The organism is uncultured Pseudoramibacter sp., assembly GCF_903789625.1.
GTDB lineage: Bacteria > Bacillota > Clostridia > Eubacteriales > Eubacteriaceae > Pseudoramibacter > Pseudoramibacter fermentans.
Genome location: NZ_CAIFFF010000019.1, coordinates 1 through 19,471, shown reverse-complemented (window position 1 = coordinate 19,471; position 19,471 = coordinate 1). Strand labels below are relative to the sequence as shown.

Sequence of the window (19,471 nt, the reverse complement as noted above, 5' to 3'; positions counted from 1 at the left end):
ATGCATTTGCATTAAGGAGTGAATAATTTGATAAAAGCAGCTATTGTTGGTGCAACTGGATACGCTGGTCAGGAATTACTTCGTTTGTTATTGCGGCATCCTGACGTAGAAGTTGTTTCAATTGGATCTAGATCTTATGATGGACAGCCCATGAAGGATGTTTATCCATTATATGAACATATAACAGAAGATATTTGTAAAAATAGAACTGTAGAAGAGTTATCTAAAATAGCAGATGTTATATTTTTGGCGCTGCCTCACGGAGTGGCTTCTCAGAAGATCAACAAAGATATTTTAAATAAATGTAAAATTATTGACCTGGGTGCAGATTTTAGACTGAAAGATCTCGATGTCTACAAAGAATGGTATAAAGTAGATCATTACGGACAGGATCTTATCGGAGAAGCAGTATATGGACTTTGCGAATTACATCGGGAAGAAATAAAAAAAGCACGTTTAATTGGTAATCCTGGATGTTATACAACCTGCAGTATTTTGAGTTTGGCACCCTTGGCAAAAAATCATTTAATTGAAGGCAACTCCATTATTATTGACGCCAAATCTGGTGTAACAGGAGCGGGACGTAATGGGCAGCTTCCTTATATGTTCTGTGAATGTACAGAATCTGCTAAACCGTATAAAGTGGGATGTCATCGCCATACGCCGGAAATTGAACAAGAATTAAGTCTTTTGGGTGATGAAGAAATTAAGCTTTTGTTTACCCCCAATTTAGTGCCTATGAATCGTGGGATTTCAGCAGTTTGTTATGCGACGCTGAATGACGCTGGAAAGAAGTATTCTGAAAAGGAATTGACCGCTTTATATCGTGATTTTTATAAAGGCGAATATTTTGTTCGAATCCTTGACGACCGCATCCCAGATACAAAATGGGTAAAAGGATCTAATTTCTGCGATATCGCTGTGAAAGTAGATCCAAGAACAAATCGTGCGATCGTGATTGGCGCCATTGATAATTTATTTAAAGGCGCTGCAGGTCAAGCTATTCAAAATATGAATATTATGTTTGGCTTTCCAGAAAAGACAGGAATTGATTTAATTACAGATTATCCTGTGTAATGAATAATTGGAGAATATGATGAAAGAAAAGAAATATCGCATTATTTCCGGCGGTGTTACAGCACCAAAGGGGTTTAAAGCCAGCGGGGCAGCAACGGGGCTCAAACCCAATAATCAGTTAGATATTGCATTAATCGAATCTGATGTAGAAGCGGTTCCAGCCATTGTTACAACACAAAATGCAGTAAAAGCAGCGCCAGTTCTTTGGGACAATCAAATCGTTAAAAAGGATAAACAAAAAATAAAAGCTGTATTAGTCAATAGCGGAAATGCCAATGCCTGTACAGGTGAACAAGGTTTGTTAGATGTAAAAACTGAAGCTGAGTGCGTCAGTCAACATTTTAATTGTGATCCTAACCAAGTTTTTATTTCCTCTACTGGGGTTATTGGTGTACCTTTGCCGATTAAAGAGATCACAGACACGGTGCCTACTTTGGTTCAAAATCTTTCTATTGATGGCCAAAGTGACGCATCTCGAGCAATTTTAACGACGGATCTTGTCCCTAAAACTGTTGCTGTAGAAATAGAAATTGGCGGTAAAACCGTTCATATCGGTGCAATGGCAAAGGGATCAGGGATGATTTGCCCCAATATGGCAACGATGTTATCTTTTGTAACAACAGATGCCGATATTGATCAGGCTTGTCTGCAGAAAATGTTAAGCGTTATTGCAATGGACACTTACAATATGATGTCTGTCGATGGAGACATGAGTACGAATGATACGGTGTTAGTACTGGCAAATGGAATGGCAGGCAATGAAAAGATCACAGAAGCAAATATTGACGCTTATACAAAATTCTTTGACGCCTTATATTTCGTAAACGCATCTATCGTAAAGTCTATTGTGAAAGATGGAGAAGGCGCGACTAAATATATTGAAGTACATGTTAATAATGCAGATTCCAGAGGTGATGCGCGAATCCTAGCCAAGGCGGTTGTTAATTCTAATCTTGTAAAAACTGCGATTTTCGGAGAGGATGCGAATTGGGGAAGAGTGCTTTCCTCCATTGGCGCAACTGGCGTAAAATTTTCTCCAAACACGGTGTCATTAACCTTTTCTAATTCTGTAGGGAGTATTCTCCTACTCGATCACGGTAAACCTACTTCGTTTGATGAAAAGCAAGCAAGTGACATATTAAAACAAAAAGAAATTATCATTAATATTGATATGGGAGAAGGTATTTATAAAGCGACAGCATGGGGATGCGATCTTTCGTACGATTATGTAAAAATTAATGCGGAATATCGAACCTGATCCATAAAAAAGAAAAAGGAGAAAATACAAATGACTGATATGGATATATATATAGAAAAAGCAAATACATTAGTAGAAGCGCTGCCGTATATCAAACAATTTAGAAAAAAGGTTGTTGTTATTAAGTACGGTGGATCTTTTATGGATGATCAGGGCATTAAGCATTCCATGATGGATGATATCGCACTGATGAAATTGGTTGGAATCAGGCCCATTCTTGTACATGGTGGGGGAAAAGATATCTCAAACATGTTAAAAAGACTTGATATTCAATCATCTTTTATTGATGGTTTGCGCGTGACCGATAAAGAAACTGTTGGTATAGCAGAAATGGTGCTATGCGGGAAAATCAATAAAGAAATTGTGCAGCTGCTCGAGAATCGCGGGATCAGCGCTGTTGGCATATCTGGTAAGGACAGTGCGTTATTAAGAGTACATAAAAAAGAGTATAAAGATAAAGATCTGGGATTCGTTGGCGAAGTTGATAAAGTCAATGTGAAATTTCTTCAAGATTTAATAAAAAATGATTATATTCCAGTTATTGCACCAATAGGCTGTGATGATAAGCGGGAAACTTATAATATCAATGCGGATCATGTTGCCTGCGCGGTTGCAAAGGCTGTTAATGCAGAAAAATTGATTTATTTAACAGATACCGATGGTGTATATATGGATCCGAAAGATCCAAACTCTATTATTAGAAGATTAAATATTAGCGGTGTTGAAGAATTAATCGAACAGGGAATAATATCTGGTGGAATGATTCCAAAAGTCGAAAATGCAGTAGATGCAATTCGTTCAGGTGTTCGTTCAGCGCATATTTTAGACGGCACGATTGAACATTCTCTATTATTGGAATTATTTACTGCTGCTGGATGCGGAACAATGATAAAGGAAGCTTAAAAAATAACTTGGAGAGTGGAATGAATACACAAGAATATATTAATCGGGGCAATCAAGTCATCATGCCGACCTATAGTCGGTTCCCTATTGTTTTCGACCATGGAGATGGATGTATCTTGACAGATATCGAGGGAAAACAATATATTGACTGCGTTGGCGGAATTGCCGTTAATTGTTTAGGGTACAATCACGCTGGATTGAATCAGGTAATCGAAAAGCAAATTCATAAAATGCTTCATGTATCTAATTTGTATTGGAATGTGCCAATGATTACTGCGGCTGAAAAATTAGTCAAGTTATCTGGATTAGATAAAGCCTTTTTTTGTAACAGCGGAGCGGAAGCGAATGAAGCGGCGATGAAATTGGCCCGCATTTACTCAAAATTATATAAATCAAAGGATGCTACAGAGATCATTGCGATGCAGGATTCTTTTCATGGCAGAACTTATGCGGCGATCACGGCAACAGGGCAGGCCAAATATCAAAAAAATCTTGACCCACTAGTGCCAGATATTACGCATGTACCGTTTAATGATTTTGAAGCATTAGAAAAGGCGGTTGATAAATACAATTGTGCGGCCATTTTGTTGGAACCGATTCAAGGTGAAGGCGGCATTTATCCAGCAGATCAAGAATATCTGAAAAAAGTTAGAAAACTGTGCGATGACCAAAATATTGTTTTGATTTTTGATGAAGTGCAGTGTGGCATTGGAAGAACAGGGAAATTCTTTGCTTATCAACATTACGGCATTAAACCAGATGTCGTTGCATTCGCTAAGGGCATCGCAGGTGGAATTCCAATGGGAGGCATTTTGGCTTGTGATCGAGTCGCTCAAGTCTTCACACCGGGAACCCACGCGTCTACTTTTGGGGCTAATCCATTGGCCACTTCCGCGGCAAATTATGTATTGGATACTGTTGGAGATCCTGAATTTTTAAAGGATGTCTCTGAAAAATCTCAATATTTCGCTCAAAAGCTTTCAGAATTAAAGGATGTGAATCCGCATATCAAAGATATTCGGGGCAAAGGCTTAATGATTGGCGTTGAAATTGATGAGGACGTTTCGAGTGTAATTAATCAATGTATCCAATCTGGGTTACTTGTTTGTGGGGCAGGACATTCAACCGTTAGATTTGTTCCACCATTGATTATTGGCAAAGAAGAAATCGACAAAGTTGTACAGATATTTGCTGAAAGCCTGTAAATGTTTAACACTTCATATATTAATAATTGTTTTTCTTTTAAGTTCATGATAATATAATCATGAACTTTTTTTATTGGGGTGATAGATTATGTCAATCATTGATGATATTCGAGAGGCTGAAAAAAAGGCTGATCGAATTAGAAAAGAAGCAAGGGAAGAGGGAAAGGCAATTGTAAAAAAGGCGCGGACTGAAGCAGAAAACGATAAAAAAGAGAGGATGGCGGATTATCAAAATACGTTAAACAAAAAATTAAAAGAAGCCGAAGAAAAACAAGAAGTTTATTTACGGACAAAGCTAAAAGCAGCAGCGGAAAATGACGAAAAATTCATAAAAGATCATGAAATGAATGTATCGGAAGCTGTCCAATATATTTTAGAAAAGGTAAAATCAATATGATTATTCCAATGCGGAAAATGAAATTGATTGTTTTCCGAGAAGATGAAGAGGCAGTGCTCAAGGCATTACAGAAAACAGGGGAGTATATGCCTATTAATTTGGAAGATTCCGAAGACACACAGCCATCGGAAAATAAAATTTCAAGTGAAGCCCAACAAGCTGCTGAAATGTTAAAACTTTCAAATCAATATCACAAAAAATATTATCATAAGCTTTTTGAAGATCAACCGGAAATTAGTTATGATACTTTTTTAATGGAGAATGTAAAGGGTAAGGAGATCTGTCAACAGCTGCAAAAATTTAATGAACATTATAAAGCTTTAGAGCTTGATATCGAAAATAGTTTAAAAGCGATTGAAGAATTGCTGCCGTGGGAGAAGATGGATATTCCTCTTGATCAAATAAAAGGAAGCAAATACGTTGAAATGTCTACTGTGTTTCTTCCTGATTCTGTAGTAGACAATGCGGTCAAGATTGTGGAAGAAGAAAAAGCTCAGATTCAAATTTTTGATGTAGAAAAGAAAGAAGCTTCTGCATTAGTTGTTCAGACAAAGAAAGAAATGCCGGAGCTGTTATCCAAATTAAAAGAACTAGGAATGAGAGAGGTTATTTTAACAAAAACTTCCTGTTCGGCATCAGAGAAAATTGCAGAGCTTAGGGAAAAAATTCGGCAGGATAGAAAAGAAAAAATTAATATCGAACAATCGATAAAAAAAATATCAGAAGACGAAAAAGATATTAAATTATTAAATGAACAATACGAAACGAAGCAAAATATAGATAATGTTAAAACTTTAAAAACAAACGAAACGGTTTTGCTGCTAGGTTGGGTGTGTGAAGATCGGATTGAAAAGGTCAAAAAAGTCATTGATAAAACGGTTCACGATTATGATCTTCAATTTGATAAACCGACAAAAAAGGATAAACCACCAACCGTGACACGGAATCCTCGATTTTGGGCTCAATTTGAAACTATAACAGACATGTATTCAAAGCCAAGTCCCACAGAATTAGATCCGGCTCTAGTTGCTGGGCCATGGTACTGGATTATCTTTGGGATGATGATGGGGGATGTTGGCTATGGCATATGCATGTTTTTTGTATTTTACATTTTTCGTAAATTGAAAAAACCAAAAGGCAATGGTTTAAAGCTTGTCAACACACTATTGTATTCATCTATTACAACAATTGTCTTCGGTGTACTGTTTGGTTCTTATTTTGGAGAAACCTGGCATCCGATTTTGTTTGCACCATTAACAAATCCAATGAAAATGTTGATTTTCACACTGGTCGTTGGCGTTTTACATATTTTCTCTGGTATGTCTATTAAAATCGTTGAGCAATTTAAAGCTGGCCATCCTTGGGATGCCATATTTGATCAAGTGAGCTGGATGATTTTAATTACAGGATTGGGGCTCTTGTTTTTGCAGGCGACTCGTCAAGTTGGTGCAATAATGGCAATTGCAGGTGCTGCGATTATTTTATGTACAGCAGGAAGAGAAAACAAAAATGTCGTCAAAAAAATCACGGGAGGTTTATTGGGATTATATAATATCAGTTCTTATTTAAGCGATATTTTATCTTATTCTCGAATATTAGCATTGAGTTTAGCTACAGGCGTTATCGGGATGGTTATGAATCTTTTAGCGCGCATGGTTGCTGTAAATATTGTGGGAATAATTGTCGCATTATTTATTTATTTCATTGGTCATACTTTTAATTTGGCTATGAGCTTGTTATCTGCATATGTCCACGACAGTCGATTGCAGTATATTGAATTTTTCAATAAATTTTATGAAGGCGGTGGCATTCCTTTTGAACCATTGTCTATTAAGTCTAAGTACGTTAATGTCAATACAGAAGAAAATAAAAAATAGAGAGGTAATATTATGACGCAGGGAATTATCATTGCTGCTTTTGGAGCAGCCATTTGTGCACTTTTATCAGGAATCGGATCCGCTGTTGGCGTTCAAATTGCAGGTCAAGCAGCTGCAGGGGTGACATCAGATCAACCTGATTTATTTGGGAAAGTTCTTGTTCTTCAGGCTTTGCCGGGAACTCAAGGTATTTATGGATTCTTGTTAGCGGTGCTGATTTTAGTACAAACTGGTATGATTTCGGGCGCACCGCACAGTATTTCTGTTATGCAGGGATGGGCTTATTTTGCAGCTGCTTTACCAATTGCAGTTGTTGGCCTTTTATCTGGCATTGCACAAGGAAAAACAGCTGCCGCGGCGATTCATATGACTGGGAAAGACCCAGATTCTTCAGCAAAAGGAATCACAATGACGGCATTAGTTGAAACTTATGCTATTTTGGCCTTGCTGGCTTCAATTTTGATTTTATTCAGCATTAAGTAAATCAAGAAGGGTTATCATGGCGCAGAGTACAATTATCAGTAGGATTCTTGACAAGGCAAATGAAGATGCAGCCAATATAAAAAATGATTCAAAAGAAAAGGCTCAAGAACTGAAAAAGACAATTCAAAGGAAATCTGATGAGCAAATAAGTCAGATGGAAAATGATTTCGATCGAAAGATGCAAGACCTTGAAGAAAGAAGTGAATTGATTTTTCATTTAGAAGCGCGAAAAAATAGACTTTTAAAGAAAAGAGAATTAATAGATCGAGCGTTTGCTCAAGCTAAAGAAGCGATGAATCATTTACCTGAAAAGGACTGGTCTGTGTTGATTGCTGAGATCGTTGCTTCATCGTCAAGAACTGGAAATGAAACGATAAAAGTTCCTGAAAAAGATTATGAAAAATATCAGTCTGGCTTTTTATCTACGCTGAATAAAGGACTTAAGGTAAACGGTCTACCTGGGAAATTGACACTTGACTCAGATCCAGCAGAATTTGAAGCGGGTATCTTGTTAGAAGGAGATCATTATGATATCAATGGTGATTTCGAAGTTTTACTTCAACAAGTTCGGGACAAATATGAAAGAGAAGTTGCTGCCATATTATTCGAAGATCGAGATGAGGCGTAGTCATGGCTGGAATTAGTTACCCTTTTGCAGTTGGTAGAATTAAGGGGCTAGAAAATAAGTTGTTAGATGAGAATGTCTGGCAGCGTTTATCAGATGCAAAAGATGAGTCAGCGATGATACAGGTGTTAAAAGAAAATAATTATGGCTCTGCAGAAGACAGCGGCCATACTGTAAATGAGATGGTTGCTTCTGAATTGAATGAGGTCAATTCGGACATTAAATCTCTTTCGCCTGACCCAGTTTTGACAAATTTGTTTTATTATTCTGAAGATGCCTACAATATTAAAATGCTTATTAAAGGCATTTTAATCAGGAAAGACACAAAATCATTTTTGCACACTTCGGGTGTGATTCATATCGATCAATTGATTGAAGCTATTTCAGATGAAAAATATAATGAGCTGCCTTCAGCTATAGGTAAAGCTATAAAAGCTGCCTTAGATCTAGAAGATCCGTTTGAAATCAGTCAAAAGATAGACTTCGCAGTATTGACAACAATTAGGGATGCTCTAAAGATGCATCAAAATGCTTTGCTCAAGCAATATTTTAATATTATTTTTGACAAAGTTAACATTTTGGCAATTCTCAGGGGAAATGCCTTGCAATGGAATTCTGAAAAAATTAATCTTCTGCTTTTCGATTCTGGATCATTAGATCAGACAGAGATGCACAAGGCTATCGGTCAAACAGAAGATCAGTTGTGTGCTTATTTATCGACGGGACCTAACAGAACAGTATATCGAAAAATATTGGACGATTATTCGAAACGCCATATTATCTCTGAAGTGGAAAGTCAATTAGATGATTTTGCCTTTTCAATTATTCACGAAGAAAAAAATGATTCCTTTGGAATTGGGCCAATCATTAATTATTTGCTTGAAAAAAGAAGAGAAGGTTCGTCACTGAGAGTGATGGCTGCTCAGAAAAACAGTCCTGCCAATAATACGACAGAAAAAGATATGTTGAGGTGATTTTTGATGAGTCAAAAAGCGAAAATTGCTGTTATCGGCGATCAAAATTCCATTATGATTTTTAAGGTGCTGGGTTTTTCTGTATTTCCCGTTGAAGAATGTGAAGATATCGGCAAACAAATCAAGGAGCTCGAACGCAATAAATTTTCTATTATTTATATTACAGAAAATATTGCAGCGGGAATAGAAACAATAATCGATGAATATAAGGATAAATCTTTTCCTGCGATTATCCCGATTCCGAATAAAAATGGTGCTTTAGGAATTGGTAAGAGGGGAATAGAAGAAAATATTGAAAAAGCAGTTGGCGCAGACATCTTTTAGAAAGGAAATGATGATAAGTTGAATCCTAAACAAAGTGGCAGCACTTTAGAACAAACAGGTACAGTTGTAAAAGTTGCGGGCCCATTAATTATTGCTGAGCATATGGCTGATGTTCAAATGTATGATGTTGTAAAAATCAGCAATAAACATATCATTGGCGAAGTAATTGAACTACGTGGCGATAAAGCCTCTATTCAGGCTTACGAAGAAACGGCAGGCATTGGCCCGGGAGAACCAGTATATAAAACAGGACAACCGCTGTCAGTTGAACTGGCTCCTGGATTAATCGAAGGGATCTATGATGGTATTCAACGTCCGCTGACGTCCATCTATAAAGAAGCTGGCAATAATATCACACGAGGCATTGATGTGCCTAAATTAGACCGAAAAAGAAAATGGTCTTTTAAACCTGTAGCGAAAATCGGCGATCAATTACAGCCTGGAGATATTATTGGCGAAGTTGAAGAAACACCCGCTGTTGTCCATAAAATCATGATGCCGCCCAATTATTCCGGAACGATATCGTGGATCTACGATGGCGAGGCAACAATTACTGAGCCAATTGCAAAAATAGAAACGGGTGATGGGGATGAAAAAGATGTGCCCATGCTTCAGATTTGGCCTGTCCGAATTGGACGGCCATATCGAAATAAATTAACGCCTAATGAACCGATGATTACAGGTCAGAGAGTCATTGATTCGTTGTTTCCTATTGCGAAAGGCGGTGTTGCTGCGATCCCAGGTCCATTTGGCTCCGGAAAAACGGTAATTCAGCATCAATTGGCAAAATGGTCTGATGCAGATATCATTATTTATATTGGATGCGGCGAACGGGGCAATGAAATGACTGATGTGCTTCGCGAATTTCCGGAATTAAATGACCCACGCACGGGAATGAGCTTAATGAAGAGAACTGTCTTAATAGCCAATACATCTGATATGCCGGTTGCTGCTCGTGAAGCTTCAATATATACAGGCATTACTATTGCGGAATATTTTCGTGATATGGGATATAAAGTTGCAATTATGGCAGATTCGACTTCTCGTTGGGCTGAAGCGCTTCGTGAAATGTCAGGCCGACTAGAAGAAATGCCTGGTGAAGAAGGTTATCCTGCTTATTTGTCATCGCGATTAGCTGAATTTTATGAACGAGCGGGTGTAGTTAATTGTTTAGGCTCTGATCAAAGAACGGGTGCTATTTCTGCAATTGGGGCGGTTTCGCCTCCTGGTGGCGACATTTCTGAGCCAGTTTCACAAGCAACATTGAGAATTGTCAAAGTATTTTGGGGATTAAGTGCCGATTTAGCTTATCAGCGTCATTTTCCTGCAATTGATTGGTTAACAAGCTATTCTTTGTATAGTAATAGATTAAATGAGTGGTTTAATCAAAATATAGATCAAGATTGGTCGAAATCTGTCCAAGCAACAATGAATATCTTGCAGAAAGAATCAGAACTTCAAGAAATTGTTCATTTAGTAGGTGTCGATGCGCTAAGTTATCAAGATCGGCTTACATTGGAATGTGCGCGTTCGATTCGGGAGGATTTTTTGCATCAATCGGCTTTTGATGATGTCGATACTTATTCATCACCGCAAAAACAGATTGCAATTTTAAAAATGATATTAAGTTGGTATACTGAAGGCGAAAAGTATCTAAATGCTGACGGTTCATTTGACGCAGTCATTCAAATGCCAATTCGGGAAAAAATTGCCAGAATGAAGTACGTTCCTGAAAATGAAAAAGATGAAAAATACGAACGCATTCGAACAGATATGAATGATGCCTTTGAAGCATTATCAGAAGGACAAAAAGCGGATGAATAAAGAATACAAAACGATTAGAGAAGTTGTTGGTCCTTTAATGCTTGTTGATCATGTTGAAAATGTAAAGTACGATGAATTAGTTCAAATAAAACAAGCTAACGGAGAAGAACGAGTTGGACGTGTATTGGAGATCGATGGGGATGCGGCATTAGTTCAGCTGTTTGAAAGTTCACAAGGACTTAAAATATCGGATTCAAAAGTTATTTTTGAAGGACACGGAATAGAATTAGGCGTAAGCAGAGACATGCTGGGCCGAATTTTTGATGGAATGGGTCGGCCAATCGATGATGGGCCACAAATTATTCCTGATGAAAAACTCGATATCAATGGCGCGCCAATTAACCCAGTAGCCAGGGATTACCCGGCCGAATTTATTCAAACGGGTATTTCCGCAATTGATGGATTAAACACCCTGGTGCGTGGCCAAAAGCTTCCGGTTTTTTCAGGATCTGGTCTGCCTCATGCTCAGCTGGCTGCCCAAATCGCCAGACAGGCGAAAGTATTAGATGATTCGGAAGATTTTGCGGTTGTATTTGCTGCAATTGGAACGACTTTTGAAGAAGCAGATTATTTTATTCAAGATTTCAGGAAAACAGGCGCGATCGAACGAGCAGTTCTGTTTATGAACTATGCCAATGATCCTGCTGTTGAACGAATCGCCACACCTAGAATGGCCATAACCTGTGCGGAATATTTAGCGTTTGAATTAGATATGCATGTGCTCGTCATTATGACGGATATGACGAATTACGCTGAAGCATTACGAGAAGTGTCAGCTGCTCGAAAAGAAGTCCCTGGAAGGCGAGGATATCCAGGATATTTGTATACAGACTTGGCTTCAATATACGAACGTGCAGGGCGTATTTTAGGGAAAAAAGGCTCGATTACGCAAATCCCTATTTTATCAATGCCGGAAGATGATATTACACATCCAATTCCTGATTTAACCGGATATATCACTGAAGGGCAAATCATTTTATCTCGAGAATTGAATATGCGCGGTATCGAACCGCCAATCAACGTTTTGCCCTCGCTGAGTCGATTAAAAGATAAAGGGATCGGCAAGGGTAAGACACGTGAAGATCATGCTGACACAATGAATCAGCTTTTTTCAGCTTATGCAAGAGGCAAAGAGGCAAAGGAATTAGCTGTTATTTTAGGAGATGCAGCATTGTCCGACATGGATAAGCTTTACGCTAAATTTGCTGATCAATTTGAAGAAATATATGTTTCTCAAGGATATGATACAAATCGAGATATTCAAGAAACGTTGGATATCGGATGGAAGCTTCTGTCTATTCTACCGAAGACAGAATTAAAGAGAATTAAGCTCGATTATATTGACAAATATTATCCTGATGACAACAAACAGTCTTCTATTGACGGAGAATAGATTATGTGCGCGCAAATTAAGCCTACTCGAATGGAATTAACACGTTTAAAAAGTAGGCTGCAAACAGCTGAACGTGGCCATAAATTATTAAAGGACAAAAGAGATGAAATGGTCCGTAGATTTATGATCTACATTAAAAAAAATAGGACATTAAGAGAAGAAATTGAAACCAGATTAACAGAAGCGTTACAACGATTTTCGGTTGCAGAAAGCAGAATGGGCGAAGACTTAGTAACTGAAGCTCTCTTGTGTCCGGCAAAATCAACTGATATTACAGTTGATAAGGCAAACATTATGAGTGTTGATGTGCCAAAATTAAAGTATGAAGAATCTGGAAAGGCACCTCAATTGCCATATGGTTTTTCCTTTACATCTGGAGAACTCGATCAGTCGGTTCTAGACATTGCGGAGTTGATGCCTCTGCTGATCGAATTGGCAGAAGTTGAAAAGACCTGCAATTTATTAGCTGATGAAATTGAAAAAACTCGAAGACGCGTGAATGCTTTAGAGCACGTTATGATTCCAGAAACTAAAAAGAATATTAAATATATCATGATGCGTCTGGAAGAAAATGAACGAGGGACGACGACTCGGCTGATGAAAGTAAAAGATATGATGTTGAAAGATGGATAAGATCAAATAATAAGCGGTCAGCAAAAGGCTGCTTATTATTTTTGTTTTTGAAAGATCATTATAAAAATAACGATTATGCAATTTTACACATACATAGTGACTTGTTCCGACGGCACATTTTATACAGGTTACACCAATAATTTAAAAAAGAGAATTGAAACTCACAATAAAGGGAAGGGGAGTAAATATACGAGAAGCCGAAGACCTGTTCGGCTATCATATTATAAGATTTTTGAAACTAAACACGACGCAATGAGCTGGGAAGCTATAATAAAAAATCGTATGACCCATAATCAAAAGAAAGAATTAATTGAAAAAAATAAAATAGATTATTATAATGAACATGATAATCATTAATTAAGGAGAAAAGACATGGTAGATATTCCAAAGCCAAATTTTAAAGTGGATCTTAATCCATTGAGTTCTGTGAAAAAAGTTATCGGTATTGTAAGTGGTAAAGGCGGTGTAGGGAAATCTACAGTTACGTCTGAAATTGCCGTTGCATTAAATAGAAGCGGAAAAAAAGTTGGCATCATGGATGCCGATATTACAGGTCCTTCGATCCCGAAAGCATTTGGTATAACGGAGAAGGCAAGAGGCTCGGAAGAGTATTTTTACCCTGTGGCAACTCAACAGGGTATCGATGTTATTTCGATGAATCTGCTTTTAGAAAATGAAACTGATCCAGTCATTTGGAGAGGGCCTGTTATTGCGGGAGCGGTCAAGCAATTCTGGACAGATGTTGTTTGGGGTGATAAGGATTATTTATTGATTGATATGCCACCTGGAACCGGAGACGTGCCATTGACTATTTTTCAATCCTTACCTATTGACGGCATCATTATTGTGACTTCACCTCAGGATTTAGTGTCAATGGTCGTAGAAAAAGCAGTCAATATGGCAAAAATGATGAATGTTGATGTTCTGGGTGTAATTGAGAACTATAGTTATTTACTATGTCCTCATTGCGGAGAAAGAATATCGGTATTTGGCGAAAGTCACATTAAGGAAATTTCTGAAGAAAAAAATATTGATCTTTTAGGACAACTTCCTATGAATCCGGAAATCGCAAAATTAATGGATCAGGGGAAAATAGAAAATATTGAAAATACTGATCAATTAAATAAAGTACTTGATGTGATTGATCGTTTATAACAGTAATTTTTCGCATTTATTTTCAAAAAAGGCTTATTTGATATGATTCAAATAGGCCTTTTATTTTTTAAGATTTTCATTTTTTCAAAAGAGAATGATTTTTACATACGAGTATTAAATTTCTTTACGCAATGTTATTTATTAATATTAAATTTTATTGTTGCTTTTCACATTAATAAAATAAAAAAATATTTAAATTTTTGTGGCGAACTTTTTAACTCAAAATCGCTTCTTTCAGGTCGTTGACCTTCGTAATAAGGCTTTGGTAATCTAAAACAAAGTTATTTCAAGCAGATCAACAACAGTAGAAAGGAGATCCAATGCATCTAGGAAAAAAGAAAGCATTTATTTTCATTGCGATTGCGTGCGTCTGTGCGGGTATTTTTTTCGCAGGAAAAAGCAACAATAGCGTGAAAGTTTCTTACGATCCAAATGATGGATCCTCAAAAACAACGACAAAAACAGTTTATTCAAAACAAGGACAAACGGTTCAGGAATTATTAAAAAGTAATGGCTATTCAATAGACAAGGACCTTTACGATTATTCCGTCAGCCTTGCTAGTCAGGCATCAAAAATTCACAATATTAAAATTGTGAAAAAAGCCAATGGTGTCATTACAATCGGCGATAAAAAAGTTAAATATAGTTCGACTCAAAAAACGATAGCCGGTTTGTTGAAAGAAAAAAATATAAAAATCAATAAAGACGATATTGTTACTCCAGGGACTTCTACTTTACTGACGTCGAAAGTGAAAAGTATCAATGTTGTTCGTGTTACCAAAGCACAGGTTGCTTCTACTGAAGAGGTTCCTTATCAAACAGAGGTCGTAGCAGACAGCAACGTATCTCAAGGGAACTCAAAAGTAGAGCAATCTGGACAGAACGGCCAGAAGACTGTAGTGTCCGAAGCAGTTTATCATAATGGTGTTTTGGTCTCAGAAAAAGTCAAAAGCTCATCTGTAACAGCAAAACCAGTCACAATGAAGGTATCCATGAATCCATCAGACATTGCGACAAATACGTCTTCAAAGAATAGTACTTCATCAGCTTCATCTACAGATACTTCTAATAACTCATCAACCTCATCAAATAATTCGTCGACTGCATCAGACACGTCTGGAAAATCTGATTCTTCAAGCAACAGTGATGACACTTCAAAATCATCTGACACAACAGAAGAAAATAAATCATCAAACGAAACAACATCGAAAGACACGAGTCAGACGTCAAAATCGACTGCAACCGTAACAGATTCCGCTTCCTCAAGTACATCAGATAGTACAACTAGCACAAGTTCAACTCAGACAACTTCGACAACAACAGATTCTGGAAGTACCAACTCAAACACATCGTCTGACAGTTCAAATACTTCAGAAAGCAGCAATTCCAGCACTACAACAAAAACTTCAACTTCTACTGTTGTCATACCATATCAGACCTACAACGTGTATGTCTCCAATCTAGCAAAGGGAACAACTCAAACAACAACGCAAGGGGTTAACGGAGAAAAAACAGTTACGACTGAAATGACTTATGAAGATGGTAAATTAGTTTCACAGAAAGAAATTTCTTCGACAATTACTAAACAGCCTGTTACGCAGGTTGTTGCCATTGGAACTAAAGAAGAGACTGCAACGACCCAAACAACTGATAGTACTCAGTCTACGGCTGCTCCTACGACGAGTACCACAAGTACATCTTCAAGTGCATCATCTTCGAGTAACAGTACACAAAGCAATTTAAGTCAGTATGTAAGTCAGACCAAAAATATCACTTACAATCATACAACGGAAAATGTAAGTGCATCTGATTTTGACTTTTTATGTGCTGTTGTGTCACAGGAAGATAATTCAGGTTATGAAGGCGCACTAGCGGTTATTTCGTGTATTATGAATCGCGCTGATTCTGGAAAATGGGGAGGCACTACAGCGGTTGCCGTTGTAAAAGCAAAAGGGCAATTTTCTGCATACAGTTCAGGTGCTTATAAAAAATATCTAAATGGTAAATCTTCGGCTGCCGTTCAAGCTGCTGTCAAAGACTGCGTATATGGCGGTGTGAGAAACCATTCTTATTATTCATTCCAAGCAACGAAAAAAGCAAATTCTGTAAAAATCGGTGGGAATTATTACGAATAAAGGTAAAGGAAGGTGAGAAACCGTGATAGAGAATCAAAGAGATAAAAGTTATAAGAAGTGGTGGATGATTGGTCTACTTGCTGCATTGATTTCCTTATTTTTTCAGTGGCCTTCTTTTGCCGCTACAAGCGTAGAACTTAATAACGGTAATACGTTTGTTGCTCAAATTTGGTCTAGTGATCAAAAAAAGGTATTGACGAATGAAAATGGCACATTGAGCTTTGAGGATAATGCAAATACGACCAATCAGGCGTGGACATTTATTTACGATGATACGAAAAACGTCTATTCAATTGTTTCAAAATCAAATGCTTACGTGCTAACAGTTGGTTCTGATATTGAGGGAGCAAAGGTCTCTTCAGCCGTATCTAAACAATCCTATGGACAAATGTGGAACATATTTTTAGAAGATAATAATATGTTTTCGTTAAGACCTTCTAGTTCGCTTGCAAAGGTATTGACTATTGATAACAACAATGTACTCATCAAAGCAAGTCAGAAAACAAGTCAACAGAAATTTAAAATCAGCATTTTGTCAACGGAACAAATTACTGCATTAAAACAGGCGTCTAGTACATCAACAACTTCATCACCCAGCTCAGAAACAACAACGAAAACTGATATAGCAGAAAAGAAAGATTCAAATTCTACTACTTCTACAACAGATTCTACAACAGATAAAACAAGTACAGCTAAAGCAGATCAAACAGTAGATACGACAAAAACAACGACAAATACATCTTCTGATTCAAGTAAAAAAAATGACGCATCAACTTCAAGTGGTAATACAACATCTTCGTCGGATTCAGCTTCAGCTTCAACAACAGAGACAGCAAAAGTAACAAACGTTGATTTGGGCGATTCTTTTACAGCTAGAATTAAGCATAAAGTAAGTGGAAAATCTGTTGCTGTAGGAGATTCTGATAATGTTGTTCTACAATCTGTCAATAATTACAAAGAACAGGGATGGCAGTTTAAGAAAAACTCCGATGGATCCTATACAATTTCATCTTTATCAAATACCTCAAAGGTATTGGATGTAAGTGGTGGATCTGATCAAAATGGAGCAAATATTCAAATTTATAGTTCGAATAGTTCAAAGGCTCAAAAATTTTATATTAGAGAAACATCCTCTGGATCAGGTGTTTACTACATTCAACCAGAATGCAGCCAAACGCGCGTAATAGATTTGGCAGGTAACAATACTGCTGACAATTCTAATATTCAACTGTATAGTAATAATAATTCAGCTGCCCAGCAATTTACAATTGAAAAAGCAGATGCTTCTGGATTTACAACTAAACCTGTTGTAAGCAAGAGACAGCAGGTCATTGATATTGCTAGATCTCAAATTGGGACAAAAGAAGGCAGCAATAATTATACAAAATACGGTGTGTGGTATGGAAATTACGTCCATTCGAGTATTTATCAGCATGCAGCGTGGTGTGCCATGTTCGTATCCTGGTGTGGCAATCAAGCGGGTCTTTCAAGCGATGTTTTCTATTATCACGCATATTGCCCATCAGGTGTAAGTTGGTATCAAAGTAAAGGCAGATGGCAATGGAAAGGCTATGTGCCGAAGATGGGAGACATTGTCTATTACGATTGGAATGGTGACCGCGTTGTAGATCATGTAGGCTTAGTCGAATCCTACAGTAATGGAAATATTACAACAATCGAAGGCAACTATAGTGATCAAGTAAAGCGCAGAACGATTAACTACAAATCAAGTTCTATTTTTGGATACGCAACGCCAAATTATTAATATTACTTATCTCAATAGATTCACAGCTCTCAAGAAGGAAATTTTTTCCTGCTTGAGGGCTGTTTTTTATCTTTTTATTTTAGAAAATTAATGAATGATTAATTATTTATTAAATGACTTTTGTCCTAGGAGGATGACGAGTTTTTATAGGCTCATTAAATAAAATGTGATAAAATAAGAATGCAAAGGAGCATTTGATAAATGGAAAAAAAGCCTATAGAAGTTAATATTGCAGGGACAATTCTTCAAGTAAAAAATGATAATAATGAATTAGAAATACAAAAAGCAACAGACTTGGCTAATCATGAGCTTGAAAAAATTCGAAAAAGTAATCCTAATATTAACCGCATCTATTTAATGGTTATGGGATGTATGAATTTAGCCGATATGTATTGCCAAAGTGAGAATCACAATCAGGAACTGGCCAACAAAATTCAAGAATTGACCAATGATAAGGATTCTTCAGATCAACAAACAGAAGAAAAAAATAAACAAATTGAACAATTAAATCAAAAAATTGATGAATTAATAAGAGCTCAAAATTCGTTAAAAGATCAGCTTGACCAAAAAAATGATTTATTGAATCAATACCGTGATCATATTAAACAGATAAAGGAAGAAAATGATGCTAATCGTAAATCTATTTTAGATTTGCAAAACAAATTATTTGAAAGTCAAATTGAATTAAATAAAACACAAGATGATTTAGAATCATAAGATAAGGAGAAAAACATGAAAAAAATCAATTGGTTATTTGTTTTAGTCGACAAGGGCAAACCAACACAAAGATGGCTGATTAAAATTCGTTCTATTCAACAGCTTATTGCTTATTACAATGAAATTTCGGATGCTAGGCAGCAGAAATCGGATTTGGATATTCAAAAGCACAATAAGAAAAGTGATAAAAAAATTGATGTACAGCAAGCTTCACAGCATACGAATGACAATAGTTTAGATGAACAGATGAAGGCTCTTGCGACCAATCAACAGCTCTATATTGATAGTGATGGAAAATGGACGACAGAACCTCAAACTGAAGATAATTTCTTATATCGTAAATACCCAGCTTTTCCGAATTTTACAAAAAAGGACATTTCAATTAAATCATTTAATGATGGCGTACATTCGTATGCAAGAATTGGCGATCTAGAAGTTCGCGAAGGTGACAAAATTAAATGGGATACCTATGAAGAAGCATATGAAGCTTGCATGAAAATTATTGGTCAAAATGGAGACGAAGATAACGATTAGGGAAGCTTTAGTAAGCGATCGACACAATTGCGTATAACGTAGGTTATACGCAATTGTGCTGCCAAATGAGGCCAAGTTGTCCAAAAGTCGTGTTTATTCAACGAAATTTAAAAAGCCCACAAATCAATGTGGGCTTTTGATATGTACCCAGAATCCTGGACACATATTGACGAACTAGGCGGAACACATGGA

Annotated in this window: 19 protein-coding genes; all 19 read left to right on the top strand. The window is 36.9% G+C overall.

Features of this window, described 5'->3' with window-relative positions; translation table 11 throughout:
* The first annotated feature begins 27 nt into the window (after nt 1–27).
* Nucleotides 28–1,077, top strand: a complete 1,050-nt coding sequence (argC, locus tag QZX60_RS08820) for an N-acetyl-gamma-glutamyl-phosphate reductase (RefSeq protein WP_295363875.1) — start codon at nt 28–30, stop codon at nt 1,075–1,077.
* Nucleotides 1,078–1,096: 19 nt separating this feature from the next.
* Nucleotides 1,097–2,335, top strand: coding sequence for a bifunctional ornithine acetyltransferase/N-acetylglutamate synthase (argJ, locus tag QZX60_RS08815; RefSeq protein WP_295363873.1), 1,239 nt, complete (start codon nt 1,097–1,099; stop codon nt 2,333–2,335).
* Between the two features lie 30 nt (nt 2,336–2,365).
* The gene (gene argB, locus QZX60_RS08810) at nt 2,366–3,238 is read left to right on the top strand and encodes an acetylglutamate kinase (protein ID WP_295363870.1); all 873 of its coding nucleotides are present in this window, start codon (nt 2,366–2,368) and stop codon (nt 3,236–3,238) included.
* Between the two features lie 20 nt (nt 3,239–3,258).
* Nucleotides 3,259–4,443 (top strand): acetylornithine transaminase, encoded by a 1,185-nt coding sequence (locus QZX60_RS08805; protein ID WP_295363867.1) that lies wholly within the window; start codon nt 3,259–3,261, stop codon nt 4,441–4,443.
* Between the two features lie 88 nt (nt 4,444–4,531).
* A complete protein-coding gene (locus QZX60_RS08800) occupies nt 4,532–4,840 on the top strand; it encodes a hypothetical protein (protein WP_295363864.1) in 309 nt (102 codons plus the stop codon).
* A gap of 17 nt (nt 4,841–4,857) precedes the next feature.
* Nucleotides 4,858–6,717 carry a V-type ATP synthase subunit I gene (locus QZX60_RS08795; protein ID WP_295363861.1) on the top strand — a complete coding sequence of 620 codons (1,860 nt, stop codon included), beginning with the start codon at nt 4,858–4,860 and terminating at the stop codon, nt 6,715–6,717.
* 12 nt (nt 6,718–6,729) lie between these two features.
* Complete coding sequence (locus QZX60_RS08790; protein ID WP_295363858.1) at nt 6,730–7,200, top strand: V-type ATP synthase subunit K; 471 nt, start codon at nt 6,730–6,732, stop codon at nt 7,198–7,200.
* A gap of 16 nt (nt 7,201–7,216) precedes the next feature.
* Complete coding sequence (locus QZX60_RS08785) at nt 7,217–7,828, top strand: V-type ATP synthase subunit E (protein WP_295363855.1); 612 nt, start codon at nt 7,217–7,219, stop codon at nt 7,826–7,828.
* A gap of 2 nt (nt 7,829–7,830) precedes the next feature.
* Nucleotides 7,831–8,799, top strand: a complete 969-nt coding sequence (locus QZX60_RS08780; RefSeq protein ID WP_295363852.1) for a V-type ATPase subunit — start codon at nt 7,831–7,833, stop codon at nt 8,797–8,799.
* Between the two features lie 6 nt (nt 8,800–8,805).
* Complete coding sequence (locus QZX60_RS08775) at nt 8,806–9,123, top strand: V-type ATP synthase subunit F (RefSeq protein WP_295363849.1); 318 nt, start codon at nt 8,806–8,808, stop codon at nt 9,121–9,123.
* Between the two features lie 18 nt (nt 9,124–9,141).
* Nucleotides 9,142–10,947, top strand: a complete 1,806-nt coding sequence (locus QZX60_RS08770) for a V-type ATP synthase subunit A (RefSeq protein ID WP_295363846.1) — start codon at nt 9,142–9,144, stop codon at nt 10,945–10,947.
* Nucleotides 10,940–12,340 (top strand): V-type ATP synthase subunit B, encoded by a 1,401-nt coding sequence (locus tag QZX60_RS08765; RefSeq protein WP_295363843.1) that lies wholly within the window; start codon nt 10,940–10,942, stop codon nt 12,338–12,340. The genes QZX60_RS08770 and QZX60_RS08765 overlap by 8 nt, the downstream gene beginning before the upstream one ends.
* The gene (locus QZX60_RS08760; RefSeq protein WP_295363903.1) at nt 12,341–12,973 is read left to right on the top strand and encodes a V-type ATP synthase subunit D; all 633 of its coding nucleotides are present in this window, start codon (nt 12,341–12,343) and stop codon (nt 12,971–12,973) included.
* A 75-nt stretch (nt 12,974–13,048) separates the two neighbouring features.
* Nucleotides 13,049–13,330 carry a GIY-YIG nuclease family protein gene (locus tag QZX60_RS08755; RefSeq protein WP_295363840.1) on the top strand — a complete coding sequence of 94 codons (282 nt, stop codon included), beginning with the start codon at nt 13,049–13,051 and terminating at the stop codon, nt 13,328–13,330.
* 15 nt (nt 13,331–13,345) lie between these two features.
* Nucleotides 13,346–14,128: an Mrp/NBP35 family ATP-binding protein gene (locus tag QZX60_RS08750; RefSeq protein WP_295363837.1), complete on the top strand. Its 783-nt coding sequence runs from the start codon at nt 13,346–13,348 to the stop codon at nt 14,126–14,128.
* 320 nt (nt 14,129–14,448) lie between these two features.
* Nucleotides 14,449–16,263, top strand: a complete 1,815-nt coding sequence (locus tag QZX60_RS08745; protein WP_295363834.1) for a G5 domain-containing protein — start codon at nt 14,449–14,451, stop codon at nt 16,261–16,263.
* A gap of 22 nt (nt 16,264–16,285) precedes the next feature.
* Nucleotides 16,286–18,028, top strand: coding sequence for an RICIN domain-containing protein (locus QZX60_RS08740; RefSeq protein ID WP_295363832.1), 1,743 nt, complete (start codon nt 16,286–16,288; stop codon nt 18,026–18,028).
* A 201-nt stretch (nt 18,029–18,229) separates the two neighbouring features.
* The gene (zapA, locus tag QZX60_RS08735; RefSeq protein ID WP_295363829.1) at nt 18,230–18,745 is read left to right on the top strand and encodes a cell division protein ZapA; all 516 of its coding nucleotides are present in this window, start codon (nt 18,230–18,232) and stop codon (nt 18,743–18,745) included.
* 15 nt (nt 18,746–18,760) lie between these two features.
* Nucleotides 18,761–19,279 carry a hypothetical protein gene (locus tag QZX60_RS08730; RefSeq protein ID WP_295363827.1) on the top strand — a complete coding sequence of 173 codons (519 nt, stop codon included), beginning with the start codon at nt 18,761–18,763 and terminating at the stop codon, nt 19,277–19,279.
* Nucleotides 19,280–19,471 lie beyond the last annotated feature (192 nt).

Excerpts from the sequence above, each read along its gene's own strand:
- QZX60_RS08755 (WP_295363840.1), top strand. The coding sequence starts at position 13,049 with ATGCAATTTTACACATACATAGTGACTTGTTCCGACGGCACATTTTAT.
- argB (WP_295363870.1), top strand. The coding sequence starts at position 2,366 with ATGACTGATATGGATATATATATAGAAAAAGCAAATACATTAGTAGAA.
- QZX60_RS08775 (WP_295363849.1), top strand. The coding sequence starts at position 8,806 with ATGAGTCAAAAAGCGAAAATTGCTGTTATCGGCGATCAAAATTCCATT.
- QZX60_RS08730 (WP_295363827.1), top strand. The coding sequence starts at position 18,761 with ATGAAAAAAATCAATTGGTTATTTGTTTTAGTCGACAAGGGCAAACCA.
- QZX60_RS08780 (WP_295363852.1), top strand. The coding sequence starts at position 7,831 with ATGGCTGGAATTAGTTACCCTTTTGCAGTTGGTAGAATTAAGGGGCTA.
- QZX60_RS08745 (WP_295363834.1), top strand. The coding sequence starts at position 14,449 with ATGCATCTAGGAAAAAAGAAAGCATTTATTTTCATTGCGATTGCGTGC.
- QZX60_RS08805 (WP_295363867.1), top strand. The coding sequence starts at position 3,259 with ATGAATACACAAGAATATATTAATCGGGGCAATCAAGTCATCATGCCG.
- QZX60_RS08785 (WP_295363855.1), top strand. The coding sequence starts at position 7,217 with ATGGCGCAGAGTACAATTATCAGTAGGATTCTTGACAAGGCAAATGAA.
- zapA (WP_295363829.1), top strand. The coding sequence starts at position 18,230 with ATGGAAAAAAAGCCTATAGAAGTTAATATTGCAGGGACAATTCTTCAA.
- QZX60_RS08790 (WP_295363858.1), top strand. The coding sequence starts at position 6,730 with ATGACGCAGGGAATTATCATTGCTGCTTTTGGAGCAGCCATTTGTGCA.
- QZX60_RS08765 (WP_295363843.1), top strand. The coding sequence starts at position 10,940 with ATGAATAAAGAATACAAAACGATTAGAGAAGTTGTTGGTCCTTTAATG.
- QZX60_RS08750 (WP_295363837.1), top strand. The coding sequence starts at position 13,346 with ATGGTAGATATTCCAAAGCCAAATTTTAAAGTGGATCTTAATCCATTG.
- QZX60_RS08795 (WP_295363861.1), top strand. The coding sequence starts at position 4,858 with ATGAAATTGATTGTTTTCCGAGAAGATGAAGAGGCAGTGCTCAAGGCA.
- QZX60_RS08800 (WP_295363864.1), top strand. The coding sequence starts at position 4,532 with ATGTCAATCATTGATGATATTCGAGAGGCTGAAAAAAAGGCTGATCGA.
- argJ (WP_295363873.1), top strand. The coding sequence starts at position 1,097 with ATGAAAGAAAAGAAATATCGCATTATTTCCGGCGGTGTTACAGCACCA.